The organism is Pseudomonas sp. URMO17WK12:I12 (genome assembly GCF_000514395.1).
In the GTDB taxonomy this organism is placed as follows: domain Bacteria; phylum Pseudomonadota; class Gammaproteobacteria; order Pseudomonadales; family Pseudomonadaceae; genus Aquipseudomonas; species Aquipseudomonas mucoides.
This window is the reverse complement of the sequence record NZ_AZVV01000011.1, coordinates 17035-35161: the sequence shown is the minus strand read 5'-3', so window position 1 is coordinate 35161 and position 18127 is coordinate 17035. Positions and strand designations below refer to the sequence as shown.

15 protein-coding genes are annotated in these 18127 nt (G+C 59.8%); 2 read left to right on the top strand and 13 right to left on the bottom strand.

What is annotated here, in order from left to right; genetic code table 11:
- Nucleotides 1-17 precede the first annotated feature (17 nt).
- The 12 genes from acs to dksA form a co-directional block, all read right to left on the bottom strand.
- On the bottom strand, nt 18-1955 hold the full coding sequence (gene acs, locus D882_RS0115895; RefSeq protein WP_027924159.1) for an acetate--CoA ligase: 1938 nt from the start codon (nt 1953-1955) through the stop codon (nt 18-20).
- A gap of 227 nt (nt 1956-2182) precedes the next feature.
- Nucleotides 2183-3847: a glucose-6-phosphate isomerase gene (pgi, locus tag D882_RS0115890; RefSeq protein ID WP_027924158.1), complete on the bottom strand. Its 1665-nt coding sequence runs from the start codon at nt 3845-3847 to the stop codon at nt 2183-2185.
- 229 nt (nt 3848-4076) lie between these two features.
- Nucleotides 4077-4457: an aspartate 1-decarboxylase gene (gene panD / locus D882_RS0115885; RefSeq protein ID WP_003228271.1), complete on the bottom strand. Its 381-nt coding sequence runs from the start codon at nt 4455-4457 to the stop codon at nt 4077-4079.
- Nucleotides 4458-4653: 196 nt separating this feature from the next.
- Nucleotides 4654-5514, bottom strand: coding sequence for a pantoate--beta-alanine ligase (gene panC, locus D882_RS0115880; protein WP_027924157.1), 861 nt, complete (start codon nt 5512-5514; stop codon nt 4654-4656).
- On the bottom strand, nt 5511-6311 hold the full coding sequence (gene panB / locus D882_RS0115875) for a 3-methyl-2-oxobutanoate hydroxymethyltransferase (protein WP_027924156.1): 801 nt from the start codon (nt 6309-6311) through the stop codon (nt 5511-5513). Before panB ends, panC begins: the two co-directional genes overlap by 4 nt.
- 365 nt (nt 6312-6676) lie before the next feature.
- Entirely contained in the window at nt 6677-7162 is a 486-nt protein-coding gene (gene folK / locus D882_RS0115870) for a 2-amino-4-hydroxy-6-hydroxymethyldihydropteridine diphosphokinase (RefSeq protein ID WP_027924155.1), read from the bottom strand.
- Between the two features lie 3 nt (nt 7163-7165).
- Nucleotides 7166-8566, bottom strand: a complete 1401-nt coding sequence (locus tag D882_RS0115865) for a polynucleotide adenylyltransferase PcnB (protein WP_027924154.1) — start codon at nt 8564-8566, stop codon at nt 7166-7168.
- A gap of 739 nt (nt 8567-9305) precedes the next feature.
- Nucleotides 9306-10742 carry a sigma-54 dependent transcriptional regulator gene (locus D882_RS0115860; protein WP_027924153.1) on the bottom strand — a complete coding sequence of 479 codons (1437 nt, stop codon included), beginning with the start codon at nt 10740-10742 and terminating at the stop codon, nt 9306-9308.
- Nucleotides 10743-10764: 22 nt separating this feature from the next.
- Nucleotides 10765-13719: a sensor histidine kinase gene (locus D882_RS0115855; protein ID WP_027924152.1), complete on the bottom strand. Its 2955-nt coding sequence runs from the start codon at nt 13717-13719 to the stop codon at nt 10765-10767.
- Nucleotides 13703-13879 (bottom strand): hypothetical protein, encoded by a 177-nt coding sequence (locus D882_RS1000000132695; RefSeq protein ID WP_003176118.1) that lies wholly within the window; start codon nt 13877-13879, stop codon nt 13703-13705. Before D882_RS1000000132695 ends, D882_RS0115855 begins: the two co-directional genes overlap by 17 nt.
- A 77-nt stretch (nt 13880-13956) precedes the next feature.
- Entirely contained in the window at nt 13957-14853 is an 897-nt protein-coding gene (gene gluQRS, locus D882_RS0115845) for a tRNA glutamyl-Q(34) synthetase GluQRS (RefSeq protein WP_027924151.1), read from the bottom strand.
- A gap of 199 nt (nt 14854-15052) precedes the next feature.
- On the bottom strand, nt 15053-15493 hold the full coding sequence (gene dksA, locus D882_RS0115840) for an RNA polymerase-binding protein DksA (protein ID WP_027924150.1): 441 nt from the start codon (nt 15491-15493) through the stop codon (nt 15053-15055).
- A gap of 332 nt (nt 15494-15825) precedes the next feature.
- Here dksA and D882_RS0115835 point away from each other — a divergent pair, with 332 nt between their 5' ends.
- Nucleotides 15826-16998 (top strand): pyridoxal phosphate-dependent aminotransferase, encoded by a 1173-nt coding sequence (locus D882_RS0115835; protein ID WP_027924149.1) that lies wholly within the window; start codon nt 15826-15828, stop codon nt 16996-16998.
- Complete coding sequence (gene sfsA, locus D882_RS0115830; protein WP_027924148.1) at nt 16998-17711, top strand: DNA/RNA nuclease SfsA; 714 nt, start codon at nt 16998-17000, stop codon at nt 17709-17711. Before D882_RS0115835 ends, sfsA begins: the two co-directional genes overlap by 1 nt.
- Here sfsA and D882_RS0115825 read toward each other — a convergent pair.
- Complete coding sequence (locus D882_RS0115825) at nt 17708-18025, bottom strand: Rieske (2Fe-2S) protein (protein ID WP_027924147.1); 318 nt, start codon at nt 18023-18025, stop codon at nt 17708-17710. The two genes, sfsA and D882_RS0115825, sit on opposite strands and share 4 nt — an antisense overlap.
- Nucleotides 18026-18127: the final 102 nt, after the last annotated feature.

The window sequence follows — 18127 nt, the reverse complement described above, 5'->3', positions numbered from 1 at the left end:
GGCTGGCCGCGTCGGGCTTATTGGTTCAGGCGTTTATCGACCAGGTCCTGAACAACACTCGGATCAGCCAGGGTCGACGTATCGCCCAGGGTGTCCAGTTCGTTGCAGGCGATCTTGCGCAGGATACGCCGCATGATCTTGCCCGAGCGGGTTTTCGGCAAGGCCGGGGCCCATTGGATCAAGTCCGGTTTGGCGAAGCTGCCGATTTCCTTGCTGACGTGGGCCAGCAGTTCTTTCTTCAGTTCGTCGCTGGGTTCGGTGCCGTTCATCGGGGTGACGAAGGCGTAGATGCCCTGGCCCTTGAGGTCGTGGGGGTAACCGACCACGGCGGCTTCGGCGATGCTGTCATGCAGCACCAGGGCACTTTCCACTTCGGCGGTGCCGATACGGTGGCCGGAGACGTTGATCACGTCGTCGATACGCCCGGTGATCCAGTAATCGCCGTCCTCATCGCGTCGCGCGCCGTCGCCGGTAAAGTAATAACCGGGGTAGGGTTTGAAGTAGGTGTCGACCATTCGTTGCGGGTCGCCGTAGACACTGCGGATCTGCGCCGGCCAGCTGGATTTGATCGCCAGCACGCCGCTGCCAGCGCCTTTGATTTCCTTGCCCGTTTCATCGAGCAACACTGGTTGCACGCCGAACATGGGCTGCGTGGCGCAACCCGGTTTGATCCGTTGCGCACTGACCAGCGGGCTGAGCATGATGCCGCCGGTTTCAGTCTGCCACCAGGTATCGACTATCGGGCAACGTTGTTCACCGACCGCATTGAAGTACCAATCCCACGCCTCCGGGTTGATCGGCTCACCGACGCTGCCGAGTAATCTGAGGCTGGCGCGGGACGTTTCCTTCAACGGTTCCGGCCCTTCGCGCATCAGCGAACGCAACGCAGTGGGCGCGGTGTAGAAAATGTTCACGTGGTGCTTGTCGATGACTTGCCAGAACCGCGAGCTGGTCGGGTAGCTTGGCACACCTTCAAAGATCAGCGTGGTCGCGCCGTTGGCCAGCGGGCCATAAACGATGTAGCTATGGCCGGTGACCCAGCCGACATCGGCGGTGCACCAGAACACTTCGTTATCACGGTAGTCGAGCACGTATTTGAAGGTCATCGCCGCTTGCAGCAGATAACCGCCGGTGGTGTGCAACACGCCTTTGGGCTTGCCGGTGCTCCCGGAGGTGTAGAGGATGAACAGCGGGTCTTCGGCGTCCATCGGCTCTGGCGGGCAATCGTCGCTGACATCGCGCAGGGCCTGGTGATACCAGAGGTCGCGCCCTTCAACCCAATTCACTTTGCCTTGTGTGCGCTCGACCACGATGACGGTGCTGACGTTCGGGCAACTCTCCAGCGCCTTGTCGACTTTCTCTTTCAGCGGTACGAATTTGCCGCCGCGCACGCCTTCATCGGCGGTGATCACGGTGCGGCAATCGGCATCGAGAATCCGGTCGCGCACTGAGTCCGGGGAAAAACCACCGAAGACCACCGAATGCACCGCGCCGATTCGTGTGCAGGCGAGCATGGCGTAAGCGGCTTCAGGAATCATCGGCATGTAGATGCAGACGCGGTCGCCTTTCTTTACGCCTCGGCTTTTGAGCACGTTGGCCAGGCGGCAGACGTTGTGGTGGAGTTTTTTGTAGGTGATCTGTGCGGATTCGGCGGGATCGTCGCCTTCCCAGATAATGGCGATTTGCTCGCCGCGCTGTGCCAGATGACGGTCGATGCAGTTGTAGCTGACGTTCAGCTTGCCGCCAGCAAACCAGCTGGCTTCACCGGTTTTCAGGTTATAGCGCTGGACGGTGTCCCACGGCGTGCTCCAGTCGAGAAAGCGCGAGGCTTGTTCGGCCCAGAAAGTGGTGGGGTGTTCGATGGATTCGCGGTACAGGCGGTGATAGTCGTCTTGACTCAAATGCGCAGCCCGGCGGACGGCATCGGCTTTGGGGAACGTGCTGATATCGAACATGACGGTTCCTTATGCTTGTTTTGCGACAAGTAATAAAGATGCGCCGAGCGGTCAACGGGTTCAAGTCATACACAAAACAACTGCAGGAGTGAGCCTGCTCCCGATGGCGGTGGATCAGCCAACATTAATGTTGAATGACAAACCGTTATCGCAAGCAGGCTCACTCCTGCAGGGGGATGGTGTTGCCCACAGGGTTTATGTTTCAACCCTGTGGGCAAGGCGTCAGATCAACCGCGGTGACGGCCGCGGAAATAGTTGATCAGGCCTTGGGTCGAGGCATCGTCAGCAGGCGTTTCTTCGCTGCCGACCAGGCGGTTGTAGACGCCTTTACCCAGTTCTTTACCCAGCTCCACACCCCACTGATCGAAGGCGTTGATGCCCCAGATCACGCTTTGCACGAAGACTTTGTGTTCGTACATCGCCACCAGTGCGCCGAGGCGACGCGGACTGATTCGTTCAACCACCAGGGTGTTGCTCGGACGGTTGCCCGGGATCACTTTGTGCGACGCCAGTTTCTTCACGTCTTCTTCGCTCATGCCTTTGTCACGCAGTTCGGCTTCCGCTTCGGCAAGGGTCTTGCCGAGCATCAGCGCCTGACTCTGTGACAGGCAGTTGGCGTACAGCCACTGGTGGTGGTCGGACACCGGGTTGAAGCTGACGATCGGCACAATGAAGTCGGCCGGAATCAGTTGGGTGCCTTGGTGCAGCAACTGATGATAGGCGTGTTGACCGTTGCAACCGACGCCGCCCCAGATCACCGGACCGGTGTCGGTGGACACCGGGGTGCCGTCCTGACGCACGCTCTTGCCGTTGGATTCCATGTCCAGCTGTTGCAAGTGCTTGGTGATGTTACGCAGATAGTGGTCGTACGGCAGGATCGCGTGGCTTTGCGCGCCCCAGAAGTTGCCGTACCACACGCCGAGCAGGGCCAGCAGCACTGGCATGTTCTGTTCGAATGGCGCGGTCTGGAAATGCTGGTCCATGGTGTAGGCACCGGACAGCAGTTCCTTGAAGTTCGACATGCCGATGGCCAGGGCAATCGGCAAACCGATGGCCGACCACAGCGAGTAACGGCCGCCGACCCAGTCCCACATCGGGAAAATGTTTTCTTCGCGAATGCCAAACGCCACGGCGGCCGCATTGTTGCTCGATACGGCGATGAAGTGACGATACAGCTCGGCTTCCGAACCGCCCTGAGCCAGATACCAGGCGCGTGCGGCCTGGGCATTCTTCAGGGTTTCGAGGGTGTTGAAAGACTTCGATGACACGATGAACAGCGTGGTTTCGGCGCGCAGCTTCTGGGTCAGTTCGTGGAACTCACTGCCGTCGATGTTCGCCAGGTAGTGGCACCGCACGCCTTTCTGGGCGTAGGACAGCAGCGCCTCGGACACCAGCTCAGGGCCGAGGAACGAACCACCGATGCCGATGTTCACCACGTCGGTGATCGGCTTCTCGGTGTAACCGCGCCACAAACCGTCGTGGATGCGGCCCACGAGGTCGGTGATCTGGTTCAGCACTTTGTGCACTTCCGGCATCACGTTGACACCGTTGACCGACAGCTTGTCGCCCACCGGGCGGCGCAGTGCGGTGTGCAGGGCCGGACGACCTTCGGAGGCGTTGACGATTTCGCCTTCGAACAGCGACTTGATCGCGCCCTTGAGGTCGACTTCATTGGCCAGGCCCACCAGCAGGTTGCGGGTCTCGGCGTTGATCAGGTTTTTCGAGTAATCGAGAAACAGCCCGCAGCTGCTCAGGGTGAATTGGGTAAAGCGCTGCGGGTCGGCATTAAAGGCTTCGCGCATGCTGAAATCCTGCATGGCTTGGCGGTGATCATTCAACGCCTGCCAGGCGGGCAGAGCGGTCACGTCGTGAGGAGTGCGGTAGTACGCCATCGCTGCGGGTTTCCTTTTTACTTGAACGGCTTTTTGAACACTAAAAATCCCGGAGCGCTGCGGGTCGGCGTCCGGTCAACTGCGTCGACACGATTTCATGGCGCAGGGCGAATACAGTAAACCCCGCGCCTTGATCTGTCTTGACTTTGTCTGACCTGTTTCCGGTACTTTTTTAACATCAAAGTTTGAAGCGGCCGACAAACGGAAAAAAGACAGGGCTACGGCTCGATCAGGCGACCTGGACCGGAATGGCATTGCTGGTGTGGCTCAGTTCATTGCCTGGTGCCATGTAGAGCATGCGCGGCTTGAAGTTGAGCAGCTCGGCTTCGCTGTAATGAGCGTAAGCGCAGATGATTACGCGGTCACCGACCTTGGCCTTGTGAGCTGCGGCGCCGTTGACCGAGATCATGCGCGAGCCTTCTTCGCCACGGATGGCGTAGGTGGTGAAGCGTTCGCCGTTGTCGACGTTATAGATCTGGATTTGCTCGTATTCGCGGATGCCGGACAAGTCCAGCCATTCGCCGTCGATGGCGCAGGAACCTTCGTAATCAAGTACAGCGTGGGTAACTTCGGCGCGATGCAGCTTGGCCTTGAGCATGATGGCGTGCATGAGTGTTTCCCCAGGTCGGAATCGAACGGCGGGCAGTTTGCCCGAAGGCTTTGGAGGCAGCAATACAGTGTGTTGAGCCACTGCTTAACCCCTGTGGGAGCGAGCTTGCTCGCAATAGCGGATCAACATTCAACATTGATGTTGGCTGATCCACCGCTATCGCGAGCAAGCTCGCTCCCACAGGGTTTGCTGGTGTTTAGGCGAGCGCGTCGAGGTTCAGGTGCAGGTTGTCGATCAACCGCGTGGTGCCCAGGAACGCCGCCACCAGAATCACCAGGTCACGATCTTCCGGCGTCGCCGGGCGCAAGGTCAGCGCATGGCGAATCTCCAGGTAGTCGGTGCGCAATCCCGCGGCTTCGAGCTGCTTGATTTGCGCGTCGATCAGCGCCGGGAAATCCCGGTCACCCTGTTTGATCGCGTCGGCAATTGAACTCAGGGTGCGATAGACCACCGGTGCCACGGCACGCTGTTCTTCGCTGAGAAAGCCATTGCGCGACGACAGCGCCAGGCCATCGGCCGCGCGGACGGTCGGTTCGCCAATGATCTGGATCGGCATGTTCAGGTCATGCACCAGGGACTTGATCACAGCCAGTTGCTGATAATCTTTTTGGCCGAAAATCGCCAGGTCCGGCTGGACCATGTTGAACAGCTTGCTGACCACCGTCGCCACACCTTCGAAATGCCCCGGACGGCTGGCGCCGCACAGGCCTTCTGACAGCAGCGGAACGCTGACACGCGTCTGGCCGGCCATGCCGTCCGGGTACATTTCTTCAACGGTCGGCGCAAACAGCAGGTGACAACCGGCCTGGAGCAGTTTCTCCTGGTCGGCGGCGAGGGTGCGCGGGTACTTGTCGAGGTCTTCGCCGGCGCCGAATTGCAGCGGGTTGACGAAAATGCTCGCGACCACAAAATCCACCCGCTGGGAGGCTTTGGTAATCAGTGCAACATGACCGCTGTGCAGGTTGCCCATGGTCGGCACGAAGCCGATGCGCTTGCCTTCGCTGCGGGCACGGGCCACGGCGGCCCGCAGTTCGCGTACGGTTTTTACGGTGTTCATGCAGAAAATCCGTGTTCGATGCCTGGAAAAGTCGCCGCTTTGACTTCAGTTACGTAAGCACTCAGGGCTGCTTGAAGGGTGGGCTGGCCGGTCATGAAGTTCTTCACGAATTTTGGCACGCGACCGGTAATCGACAAGCCCAGCATGTCGTGCAGGACCAGCACCTGGCCGTCGGTGCTATTGCCAGCGCCGATACCAATGACCGGAATCTTCACGGCCTGGGTGATTTCTTCAGCCAGTTCGCTGGGTACGCACTCCAACAGCAGCATGGCGGCGCCGGCCTGCTCCAGCGAAATCGCATCGGCACGCATCTGTCGCGCCTGGTTTTCGTTACGGCCCTGGACTTTGTATCCGCCCAGGATGTTCACCGATTGCGGCGTCAGCCCCAGGTGCGCGCACACCGGGATGCCGCGCTCGGCCAGCAGGCGAATCGAGTCCGCCAGCCACAATGCGCCTTCTACCTTGACCATGTGCGCACCGGCCTGCATCAACAGCGCGCTGTTGGTCATGGCTTGTTCGGTGGTGGCGTAGGCCATGAAGGGCAGGTCGGCGAGGATGAGCGCATCGGTGTTGCCGCGTTTGACGGCTGCGACGTGATAAGCCATCTCTGCAGTCGTCACGGGCAGGGTGCTGTCGTGGCCCTGCAAAACCATGCCGAGGGAGTCGCCCACCAGCAGCACTTCGACGCCAGCCTCATTACAGGCGTGGGCGAAGGTCGCGTCATAGCAGGTCAGCATGGTGATTTTTTCACCTTTTTGCTTCAGACCTTGCAGAGTGGTCAGGGTGATGGCTGGCATGAAAAGATCCTCATTCAGGCGCTGTGGAAACTACTGCGAGTAACGCGCGTGATTCTTCGTTAAATACAGGCGCACGGTCTGTTGTCGTGCTTTTACGGCCTGGATTGCGCCCTTCAACGCCGTGTTGGCGGCAGCGGGACGCCTATAGTCGTGAGGAGAACTCGGGAAGTCAATTGCATGTGTTACCGCATTGTTACGACAGGGGTGTTACCGGGGTAACTGATGCGATTCAGCAACGGATTTTGGCTTCAACACAAAAACCAATGTAGGCGTGAGCCTGCTCGCGATGGCGTCCTGACAGTCAACATCTTGGGTGAATGTCAGGACGCCATCGCGAGCAGGCTCACGCCTACAGGGGGATAGGGTCAATTTTTGGGGAGGCGTTCCAGGCCGACGAACGGGCAGGCTGCAAGTAATTCGCTGAGGTGGCGGCCATCGGCCAAGCGCAAATCCGCAGGCGCCAGTTCGGCCAGTGGATACAGGACGAAGGCCCGTTCCTGCATATGATAGTGAGGGACTTTGAGCCGAGGCTCATCGATCAGTCGATCGCCAAACAGCACGATGTCCAGATCCAGCGTACGAGGCCCCCAACGTTCCAGGCGCTCGCGACCCTGGCCATTCTCGATGGCTTGCAGCGCATCGAGCAGGTCCAGCGGCGCGAGTGTGCTGTCGAGGGCGGCGACCGCGTTGGTGTAGCGCGGTTGGCCGGGTAGCAGCGAGTCGCTTTGATAGAAAGCGGACACCCCGACCAGCTCGGTTTGCGGTAACCGCGCCAGCGCTTCGACGGCGCTGCGCAATTGTTCGGCGGGGTCAGCCAGATTGCTGCCCATGCCGATGTAGATGCGTTCCATGGATTACTCGCCCGAGACGCTCGGTGCGCCGGCGGCGCGTTTACGCTTGGCGCCACCGCTGCGGCGACGTTTGCGCGGTGCACCGGTGCCGTCTTCCTTGCCGCTGAGGTCGCGGATCATGTCGCGACGTTCGCTGTCGTTGGCGTCCTGATAATCCGTCCACCATTCGCCCAGGCCATCGGTCTGCTCACCGGCGCTTTCGCGCAGCAGCAGGAAGTCGTAACCGGCACGGAACCGCGGATTCTCCAGCAACAGATCGGCGCGCTTGCCGCTACGACGTGGCAGGCGCTCCTGCATGTCCCAGATTTCGCGGATCGGCATGGTGAAGCGTTTCGGGATGGCGATGCGTTGGCACTGTTCGGCAATCAGCTCGTGAGCGGCTTCCTGCATGGCCGGAATCGGCGGCATGCCACGTTCTTGCAGGCGCAAGACGCGAGCCGGCAGGGCAGGCCACAACAGGGCGGCAAACAGGAACGCCGGGGTCACCGGTTTGTTCTGCTTGATGCGCAGGTCCGTGTTGACCAGCGCATCGCTGATCAGGGTGTGGGTGTACGTCGGGTTGTATTCCAGCGCCTCGGCACTGGCGGGGAACAGCGGATCGAACAGCTGCAGGTCGACCAGCATCTCGAAGGTGTCCGCGGCGTGGCCGGAGAGGAACAGCTTGAGCACTTCTTCGAACAGGCGGGCCGACGGGATCTCGCGCAGCATCGGAGCCAGCTCGCGAATCGGCAAGGCGCTGTGTTTTTCGATACCGAAATTCAGCTTGGCGGCAAAACGCACGGCCCGCAGCATCCGTACCGGGTCTTCCTGGTAGCGCTGTTTCGGGTCGCCAATCAGGCGGATCAGATGATTGCGGATGTCGTGTACGCCGTTGGCGTAATCGAGAATGCGCTCGCTGACCGGATCGTAATACAGCGCGTTGATGGTGAAGTCGCGGCGTTGCGCGTCTTCTTCCAGGGTGCCGTAGACGTTATCGCGCAGGATGCGCCCGCTTTCATTACGGGAAGACTGGTTGCTGTCTTCTTCCTCGTCGTTTTGCGGGTGATTGGCGCGGAAGGTCGCCACTTCGATGATTTCGCGACCGAAGTGAATGTGCACCAGTTTGAATCGGCGACCGATGATCCGCGCATTGCGGAATTCGGCGCGCACCTGTTCAGGTGTGGCACTGGTGGCGACGTCGAAATCTTTCGGCGTGATGCCGAGCAGCATGTCACGCACGCAGCCGCCGACCAGGTAAGCCTGGTAACCGGCGTTCTGCAGGCGTTCGACGATATTCACCGCGTAACGGCTGAATTGGGCCTTTTGCAGCGAGTGTTGGCCGCTGTTGAGCACTTCAGGCGTACTGCGAATGTGTTGCGTATGACGCTTGGGAGAACGGAATGACTGGAACAGCTTCTTCAGCATGGGATGCACTGTTTGAAGGAATGTTCGGCCATAACAGAAGAATGACCGCATGATGGGCGGGGATTCTAGCATTTAGTCGAGGGATGGTGTAGGACACAGCAGATATGAGCTGTAAGCCGCAGGCTTCCAGCGAAAAACAAAGCAGATTGGGGCAGGTTTTTCGAATCGTAGAAACTACAAGGGGAGCCGAAGCTCCCCAAGAAGTAGTTGCATGCTCTATTTTTATTATTGGTTTCGGGCTTTTTGTTTTTGTTAAGTGCCCTCGTCATGAAGCTTTTCCTTCATGACCCTCCCAATCGGGAGCCAAGAGCAAACGGATTGCTTTGGTCGCTGTGCTGCAGTGATCTTGCGATCCAACCAGTTCAGGCACTGTCTTAGGACAGTTTTTTATTATTCTCGGCCTGGTCGTGGGGCAAGCCCCAAATACAACGCCTCTCCAAAAGAATCAGTTAGCTGCGCCTCTCGCCGTCTTGTTTTTATTGTGCGTGAGTCGATTCGTCTTATTTTTATTATGTTATGCATTGCTTGTTATTGTTCTTGTACCAAACATATAGCAGGGTGCGTGCCAACTTTTGCGAACCCCAGTAAAACAAGGGGTTAGGTCGGTCCGTGGGGTTTTTGGAGGCCAAAAAAAGCCGGGGCTTCGTTACCGTAAGCCCCGGCTTCTGTTACGTGAAAAATCTGGGGTAACAGTTTTTTCACGAAGTCACGTGTTACCCACACCTCGGACAGGTGACATTCAGCTTTCGCTGGCGACCCCGGTCTTGCGCCGCGGGATGCCCAGGCGCTGACGACGCTCCCACAGGCATTTGCGGCTGACCCCGAGTTTGCGCGCCAGCTCGGTTTCGGTCATGTGGTCCTGATGCTCGAGGACGAAATGCTGGAAATAGTCTTCCAGCGACAAGTCTTCGGTCGGCTCATGGCTGGTGTTACTGCCATTGTTGCCCTGTTGCGGTGCCAGGCCGATGAACTCGTCCTCTTCCAGGCCACTCAATTCGATGTCGATACCCAACAGCTCGGCAGAAATTTCCGGGCTCTCGCACAGGATCACCGCGCGCTCGACAGCGTTTTCCAGCTCGCGAACGTTACCGGGCCAAGAGTAATGACGAATCGCCTGTTCGGCATCCGGGGCGAATTTCAGATCGGTGCGGTTGACCCGCGCGCTCTGTCGCGCCAGGAAGGCATTGGCGATTTCGTTGACGTCCGCACCACGCTCGCGCAAGGCAGGCAGTTTCAGGGCGATGACGTGAAGGCGGTAATACAAGTCTTCACGGAACTGGCCGATTTTCGCCAGGCTCTTGAGGTCCCGGTGCGTCGCGGCGATCAAACGTACATCGACCTTTTGCGATTGAACCGAACCCACACGGCGAATTTCGCCTTCCTGCAACACGCGCAGCAAACGGGCCTGGGCTTCCAGAGGCAGTTCGCCGATCTCGTCGAGGAACAGCGTGCCACCGTCCGCTGCTTCCACCAGGCCGGCTCGCCCGGCGCTGGCGCCGGTGAACGCACCTTTTTCGTGACCGAACAGCTCGGACTCGATCAGGCTTTCCGGAATGGCCGCGCAGTTCACCGAAATCATCGGCGCCTTGGCGCGCTTGGACAGGTTGTGCAGGGCACGCGCCACCAGTTCTTTACCGGTGCCGGATTCGCCCTGGATCAACACGTTGGAATCGGTCGGCGCGACTTTACGGATTTTGCTGTAAAGGTCCTGCATCGGCGGGCACGAACCAATGATGCCGATTTCGCCGTTGCTGTTGTCGACGCCCGCTTTCGCCGCGCCGTTGGTGGCTTTGCCAGCAGGCATTTCGCCACCGGCCGGCAACGATTGCCGATCACGCAGGATGCGGGCGACAGCCTGGAGCATTTCATCGTGATCGAAAGGCTTGGCGATGTAGTCCACCGCGCCCATCTTCATCGAGTCGACCGCCGAACGCAGGCTGGCGTAGCTGGTCATGATCAGCACCGGCGTGCCCTGGCCGAGTTTGATCAACTCGGTGCCCGGAGCGCCTGGCAGACGCAGGTCACTGACGATCAGGTCGAACGTGGGAATGGTGAAGCGTTCTTGTGCTTCCTGCACTGAACCGGCTTCGCTGACCTGGTACTGGTTACGTTCCAGCAGGCGGCGCAAGGCGGAGCGGATAATTGTTTCGTCTTCGACGATCAAAATGTGCGGCATTGATTCGATACTCTCGACGGTCTCAGTTCACAGCGGACGTCGCTTCGACATGACGCGGCAAGGTCACCCGGATACGGGTGCCGCGTTGGCTTTGTACATCAGCCGGGCTGTCGATGGTGATTTGTCCATAATGCTCTTCAACGATGGAATAGACCAGTGCAAGGCCCAGACCGGTGCCTTCGCCAGGATCCTTGGTGGTGAAGAAAGGTTCGAACAATCGGTCCATGATGTTCTTCGGAATACCGCTGCCTTCGTCTTCCACGATCAGGTCGACCGTGTGTTCGCCGGCTTCGCTTTTCACGCGCACTGCGCTGCCTGGAGGCGAGGCGTCGCGGGCGTTTGAGAGCAGGTTGATCAGTACTTGGGCGAGTCGCTGCGGATCGCCTTCGACCCAGTGATCGGGGTCGCACAGATTATAGAACTGCACTTCGAAATTGCGTCGGTTCAGGGCCAGCAAACCGATGGCATCCTGCGCCACTTCGGCCAGACAGACGGGCTCATCGCTGTGCTGGTGGCTGCCGGCGTGGGCGAAGCTCATCAGCGACTGGACGATGCGCGACACGCGTTTGGTCTGCTCGAGAATCTGCCCGCTGATTTCCTTCAACTCGCCATCGTCTTCGCGTTCTTCGCGCAGGTTCTGCGCCAGGCAGGCGATGCCGGTGATCGGGTTGCCGATTTCATGGGCCACACCCGCCGCGAGTCGTCCGATGCTGGCCAGACGCTCGGAGTGCACCAGTTTGTCTTCGAGCATCTGGGTTTCGGTCAGGTCTTCCACCAGAAGCACCAGGCCGCTGTTACCCGGCGCCAGCGGTTCGTCGATCGCTGCTTTGTGCAGGTTCAACCAGCGTGTCTGGCCGTCGAGGGCCAGGTGCTGTTTGTGCAAATGCTCGTCCGGCAGATTGATGAAGCCTTGCAGCAGTTCTTTCCACGGATCGGCAATGGTGCTCAGGCGCGAACCGACCACGCGTTGCGCGGCAATCCCGGTCAGCTCCTCCATGGCTTTGTTCCACATGAGGATTTCCTGATCCTTGGCCAGTGAGCAGACGCCCATCGGCAGTTCCTGCAAGGTCTGGCGGTGGTAGCGGCGCAAGGCATCGAGTTCGGCGGCCAGGCCGGTCAGGCGCGAGTGGTAATCCTCAAGGCGACTTTCGATGAAGTGAATGTCTTCAGTGACATAGTTCTCGCCGCCGGCCTTGTAGGGCAGGAAGGTTTCGACCATGTCCTGCGCCACACTCGGGCCCATCAGGCCGGACAGGTTGGCTTCGATGCGGTCACGCAGGCGGCGCAAGGCGTAAGGCCGGCGCTCGTCGAACGGCAGGTAGAGATCACGCAGCGCCTGTTCGACTTCTTTCTGCGCCGCTTTGGCGCCCAAGGGTTTTGCCAGCTGCGTGGCGAATTCCTGCGGGGACGCGGCGTGCAATTCTCGGCGCTGCGGGCGACGCACGTTATCCACGGCGCAGGCTTCGGCGGCGCTGGCTTCTTCCGGGCTGGCGTTGGTAAACAGCGAGATCAGGGTGAACATCAGTACGTTGGCGGCCAGCGAGGCAATCGCCGCCATGTGCCAACTGGTGTCGTCCAGCACGTAGATCATGTTCAGCAGCGGGATGTAGAAACCCTGAAGATTGCCTACCAGCGGCAACAGCATGGTCACCAGCCACACCAGAATCCCGGCGAGCAAACCGGCAATGAAGCCGCGGCGGTTGGCGGTCGGCCAGTACAGCACCGACAGGACACCCGGCAGAAACTGCAGCGTGGCGACAAACGCGACGATGCCGAGGTTGGCCAGATCCTGTTCTGCACCCAGCAGCAGGTAGAAACCGTAGCCGGCCATGATGATCGCGACGATCAGGGCGCGGCGGGTCCACTTCAGCCAGCGGTAGATGTTGCCTTCGGCCGGTGGCTGATAGAGCGGCAACACCAGGTGGTTCAGGGCCATCCCGGACAGCGCCAGGGTGGTGACGATGATCAAGCCGCTTGCTGCCGACAGGCCGCCGACGTACGCCAAAAGTGCCAAGGCCTTGCTGTTGGCGGCGATGCCGATGCCGAGCGTGAAGTATTCGGGATTGGTGGTGGCGCCGAGTTTCAGTCCGGCCCAGAGAATCAGCGGCACTGCCAGGCTCATCAGCAGCAGGAACAGGGGCAGGCCCCAGCTTGCACTGACCAGCGAGCGCGGGTTGAGGTTTTCGGTAAAAGTCATGTGATACATGTGCGGCATCACAATCGCCGAAGCGAAGAACACCAGCAGCAGCGTGCGCCACGGCCCTTCTTGCAGCGGCGTGTGCAGAGCGGCGAGGGCGGTCTGGTTTTGCAGCAGCCACAGTTCCAGCTGCTGAGGGCCGTCGAACACGCCGTACAACGCATACAGGCCGACGCCGCCGATGGCGATCAGCTTGATCACCGACTCGAAGGCAATGGCGAACACCAGGCCTTCATGTTTCTCGCGGGTCGCGATGTGGCGCGAGCCAAAGAAGATGGTGAACAGGGTAATCAGTGCACAGAAGCTCAGGGCGACCCGATGCTGCACCGGTTCGCGGGTGAGGATGCCGATGGAGTCGGCGACCGCTTGAATCTGCAGGGCCAGCAGGGGCAATACACCGATCAGCATGAAAATCGTGGTCAGTGCGCCGGCCCATGTGCTGCGGAACCGGAACGCGAACAGGTCGGCCAGCGACGACAGTTGATAGGTCCGGGTAATTTTCAGGATCGGGTACAGCAGCACCGGCGCCAGCAAAAATGCGCCGGAGACCCCGAGGTAGCTGGACAAGAAGCCGTAGCCGTACTGATAGGCCAGGCCCACCGTGCCGTAAAACGCCCAGGCACTGGCATAGACGCCCAATGACAGGGTGTAGGTCAACGGGTGGCGAATGATCGCCCGGGGAATCATGCCCCGTTCACTAACCCAGGCCACGCCGAACAGCACCGCCAGGTAGGCAGCGCTGATCAGGATCATCTGGGTCAGGCTAAAGCTCATCGGCATCTTTTTGGCTCTGCAGGATGAAGGTCACGACGATCAGAATCAGCCAGAGCAGATAAGGGCGATACCAGGCGCCAGTGGCGTCGATCCACCAATCCATGATGGCCGGGGAAAACAGATAAATCCCCACTACCAGGAGCAGGACCAAGCGATAGATGTACATCCCGGCCTCTCTTTTTTATGCGCGTGCCCGAAAACGTGCGGCGATGGTAACGGATGGGCGCGCCACTGCAAGTGCGATCACTGCAGTTGCGCCTCGGGCAGGTTCAGTGTGCGCGGGATAAGCGACGCATCCCAGTGCGCGATGCCCCAATTCAACACTTCCCGTGGGCTGGCGTAAGCCAGTTCGGTGCCGGGTTTTTGCCCGAGTGCGCGCAATGCCCGTAGCAATAAAGGCGTTGCCTGATCTTCGGTCAACGGTGGCGAGCGGTAGGACTTGCCAAGCTTGTTGCCATCGGGCTGGGTGATCAGCGGGATGTGCAGGTAGCGCGGTTGGCGCAGGCCGAGCAACTCTTGCAGATAGAGTTGTCTCGGTGTCGAGTCCAACAGGTCGGCACCACGCACGATGTCGGTGATGCCTTGCCAGGCATCGTCCAGCACCACGGCCAGTTGATAGGCGTAGAGCCCGTCGCGGCGGCGAATGACGAAATCGCCGACCTCTCGGCCCAAATGCTGGCGGTATTCGCCTTGCACGCGGTCGATGAAGTGGTATTCCAGCTCGGGTACGCGCAGGCGAATGGCCGCGTCTTCGGTGCCGTAGCCGGCGTTGCGGCACAGTCCCGGATAAATGCCGTGATACGGCTCCAGTTGTTTGCGCGAACAGGTGCAGGCGTAAGCGAGGCCGTGACTGAACAGGCGATTGAGCACTTCGGCATAAGCCTCGTGGCGGTCGCTCTGACGAACCATTTCACCGTCCCACTCGAAACCGTAGCTCTCCAGTGCCTTGAGAATCGCTGCCTGTGCGCCGGGTTCTTCCCGTGGCGGGTCGAGGTCTTCCATGCGCATCAGCCAGCGCCCCCCCACCGAGCGAGCGTCGAGGTACGAGGCCAGGGCAGCGACCAGCGAACCGAAATGCAAATGGCCACTGGGCGTGGGGGCGAAGCGCCCGATGTAGGGAGTGGAAGTCGTGGCGTTCATGGACGAATGTTACATCTCTGGTCGTGCGCGAGTCCCTGTAGGAGTGAGCCTGCTCGCGAAGGGCTCGTCAGCGCCAACATTATTGTTGGCTGGTACACCGCTTTCGCGAGCAGGCTCGCTTCTACAGGTTTCTCTCCATGGCAAATATCAGAAACAAAAACGGAGCGTTCGCACGCTCCGTTTTTCGTTCAAGTCGATATTACTTGCCGACTTGCTTTTCCTTGATTTCCGCCAGGGTCTTGCAGTCAACGCACATGTCGGCGGTAGGGCGGGCTTCCAGTCGCTTGACGCCGATCTCGACGCCGCAGGACTCGCACCAGCCATATTCTTCGTCTTCGATCAGCTGAAGCGTCTTGTCGATCTTCTTGATCAGCTTGCGCTCGCGGTCGCGGGCACGCAGTTCGAGGCTGAACTCTTCTTCCTGGCTGGCACGGTCTGCCGGGTCCGGGAAGTTGGCCGCTTCGTCTTTCATGTGATCAACCGTACGGTCGACTTCCTGCATCAAGTCCTGTTTCCACTTGTTCAGGATCTTGGTGAAGTGAGCGCGCATGGGCTTGCCCATGTACTCCTCGCCCTTGACTTCTTTGTAGGGTTCGAAGCCGCTGATCGTCGTGGTTTGCTGCTTTGCTTGGGTGGACATGAAATAGACCGCCTCTACTCTTGTAATCCATTGCGCAGGATTGCTCCATCACCGACACCTGCCGGCCCTGCGGCTGCAAGCGGGCGAACTTACCAGATCAAATCGGGGCGCGCTACTCCCGGATGTCGAGGTAGTGGCCCGCGGGGCTTGCAAATCATTGCAAAGCCTTGCCTGGTGGTGTTGGAGGCCTGATCAAATATTGATTTTAGTCAAACCTGGGGTACTCGTTTGAGTCGTTTATGGTCAGGGTTCTAAGGCGTCTGACCGCTTTAGGTTCTCGCTCGTTCCTGCGCTTGGGTAGAATTGGTTCTTTTCCCGTCGAAGGAAGGCTAATGGCCCAGTCCTACAGTGCTCGCAGTCGTGCGATCGAACCTTTCCATGTCATGGCGCTGCTGGCGCGGGCCAATGAATTGCAGGCCGCCGGCCACGACGTGATCCACCTGGAAATCGGCGAGCCGGACTTCACCACCGCCGAGCCGATCATCCAGGCCGGCCAGGCCGCATTGACGGCGGGGAAGACCCGTTACACCGCGGCGCGGGGCATTCCCGAGTTGCGCGAGGCGATTTCCAATTTTTATCAGCAACGTTACGGGTTGAACATTGACCCTCAGCGAATCCTCATCACCCCCGGCGGTTCGGGCGCCTTGTTGCTGGCCAGCGCCTTGCTGGTGGATCCGGGCAAGCACTGGCTGTTGGCGGATCCGGGCTACCCGTGCAACCGGCATTTTCTGCGACTGGTGGAAGGCGCGGCGCAGCTGGTTCCAGTCGGTCCGGACGTGCGTTATCAGCTGACCCCTGATCTGGTCGCCCGGCATTGGGACCACGACAGCGTCGGTGCGTTGGTGGCGTCCCCGGCCAATCCGACCGGGACCATCCTGACCCGCGACGAACTGGCGGGGCTGTCTGCGGCGATCAAGGTTCGTCACGGCCACTTGGTGGTGGACGAGATCTATCACGGCCTGACGTACGGCACCGACGCCGCCAGCGTGCTGGAAGTCGATGACAGTGCGTTCGTGCTCAATAGCTTCTCCAAGTATTTCGGCATGACCGGTTGGCGCCTCGGCTGGTTGGTGGCGCCGGAAGCGGCCGTCGGCGAGCTGGAAAAACTCGCGCAAAATCTCTACATCAGCGCGCCGAGCATGGCTCAGCACGCCGCTCTGGCCTGTTTTGAGCCGGCGACCATCAGCATTCTGGAAGAGCGCCGCGCTGAATTTGGTCGTCGTCGCGATTTCCTCCTGCCGGCCCTGCGCGAGTTGGGTTTCGGGATTGCCGTGGAGCCGGAAGGCGCGTTCTATTTGTACGCCGATATCAGCAAGTTCGGCGGAGATGCCTTCGCGTTCTGCCGGCACTTCCTGGAAATCGAACACGTGGCCATTACCCCAGGGCTGGATTTCGGGCGTTATCAGGCCGGGCACCACGTGCGTTTTGCCTACACCCAAAGCCTGCCGCGCTTGCAGGAAGCGGTCGAGCGCATTGCTCGCGGGCTGAAGAGCTGGCAAGGCTGATGCGTTTTCATCCTCCCCTCGAAGAAGGTCGCCTGATCCGTCGTTACAAGCGTTTTCTCGCCGATATCGAAACCGTTAGCGGCGAGTTGCTGACCATTCATTGCCCCAACACCGGCTCGATGCTCAATTGCCAGGTCGAAGGCGGGCAAGTCTGGTTCAGCCGCTCAAACGACCCCAAGCGCAAGTTACCCGGCACCTGGGAAGTCGGTGAAACCCCGCAAGGGCGCTTGTTTTGCGTGAACACCGCCCGCGCCAACGGGTTGATCGAAGAGGCGCTGCGTGCCGGTGTCATCAGTGAGCTGAACGGGTTTACTGAACTGAAGCGTGAAGTCGCCTACGGACAGGAAAGCAGCCGCATCGATTTTCGTCTCGAATACCCCGGCGGCCCGGCTTATATAGAGGTCAAAAGCGTCACCCTGGGTTTCGACGGGTCGTCGGTAGCGGCGTTTCCGGACGCAGTGACCCTGCGCGGGGCCAAGCATTTGCGCGAATTGGCGCACCTGGCCCGGGACGGGATTCGTGCGGTGCAGTTGTATTGCGTCAACCTGACCGGCATCGACGCGGTGCGTCCTGCAGCAGAAATCGATTCGGCCTACGCGGCAGCCTTGCGTGAGGCGGTGACGTGCGGGGTCGAGGTGCTGGCTTATGGCGTGCGTTTGAGCCATGAAGAGATGGTCGTCGACCGACGTCTGGACGTGCTGCTCGACAGTTAAAGTCTGACCCAGAGGCCTTGCGCATCTTCGCGGCAGGGCACGGCGGTCAGTGATTGACCGGCGCAGGGGCCCGAAACGCATTCGCCGTCTTCGATCAGAAACAGTGCGCCGTGGGTGGCGCACTGGATCAGGCTGTTGCTGGGGTCGAGAAAGCTGTCTGGCGTCCATTCCAGGCCGACGCCACGGTGCGGGCAACGATTGATGTAGACGTAGACCTGGCCGCCCCGGCGTACGGCGAAGAGCTTCTGCCCGTCGATGTCGAAACCGCGACTGCTGGCGTCAGCCAATTCGGCGCCTGTACAAAGAAACTTCATGTCTATCCTCTAGTCCAGCGTCTCGTGACCGGATAAGTCCGAGCTTGACGTTCAAATGCAAACAATTATCAAATGGCCGTCTTGCCCGTCGGGTGCAGGTGC

Coding starts and splice junctions, on each gene's coding strand:
- acs (WP_027924159.1), bottom strand. CDS start 1,955: ATGTTCGATATCAGCACGTTCCCCAAAGCCGATGCCGTCCGCCGGGCT.
- D882_RS0115835 (WP_027924149.1), top strand. CDS start 15,826: ATGGCCCAGTCCTACAGTGCTCGCAGTCGTGCGATCGAACCTTTCCAT.
- dksA (WP_027924150.1), bottom strand. CDS start 15,493: ATGTCCACCCAAGCAAAGCAGCAAACCACGACGATCAGCGGCTTCGAA.
- panB (WP_027924156.1), bottom strand. CDS start 6,311: ATGCCAGCCATCACCCTGACCACTCTGCAAGGTCTGAAGCAAAAAGGT.
- panC (WP_027924157.1), bottom strand. CDS start 5,514: ATGAACACCGTAAAAACCGTACGCGAACTGCGGGCCGCCGTGGCCCGT.
- D882_RS1000000132695 (WP_003176118.1), bottom strand. CDS start 13,879: ATGTACATCTATCGCTTGGTCCTGCTCCTGGTAGTGGGGATTTATCTG.
- D882_RS0115865 (WP_027924154.1), bottom strand. CDS start 8,566: ATGCTGAAGAAGCTGTTCCAGTCATTCCGTTCTCCCAAGCGTCATACG.
- pgi (WP_027924158.1), bottom strand. CDS start 3,847: ATGGCGTACTACCGCACTCCTCACGACGTGACCGCTCTGCCCGCCTGG.
- folK (WP_027924155.1), bottom strand. CDS start 7,162: ATGGAACGCATCTACATCGGCATGGGCAGCAATCTGGCTGACCCCGCC.
- gluQRS (WP_027924151.1), bottom strand. CDS start 14,853: ATGAACGCCACGACTTCCACTCCCTACATCGGGCGCTTCGCCCCCACG.
- D882_RS0115825 (WP_027924147.1), bottom strand. CDS start 18,025: ATGAAGTTTCTTTGTACAGGCGCCGAATTGGCTGACGCCAGCAGTCGC.
- D882_RS0115860 (WP_027924153.1), bottom strand. CDS start 10,742: ATGCCGCACATTTTGATCGTCGAAGACGAAACAATTATCCGCTCCGCC.
- panD (WP_003228271.1), bottom strand. CDS start 4,457: ATGCACGCCATCATGCTCAAGGCCAAGCTGCATCGCGCCGAAGTTACC.
- sfsA (WP_027924148.1), top strand. CDS start 16,998: ATGCGTTTTCATCCTCCCCTCGAAGAAGGTCGCCTGATCCGTCGTTAC.
- D882_RS0115855 (WP_027924152.1), bottom strand. CDS start 13,719: ATGCCGATGAGCTTTAGCCTGACCCAGATGATCCTGATCAGCGCTGCC.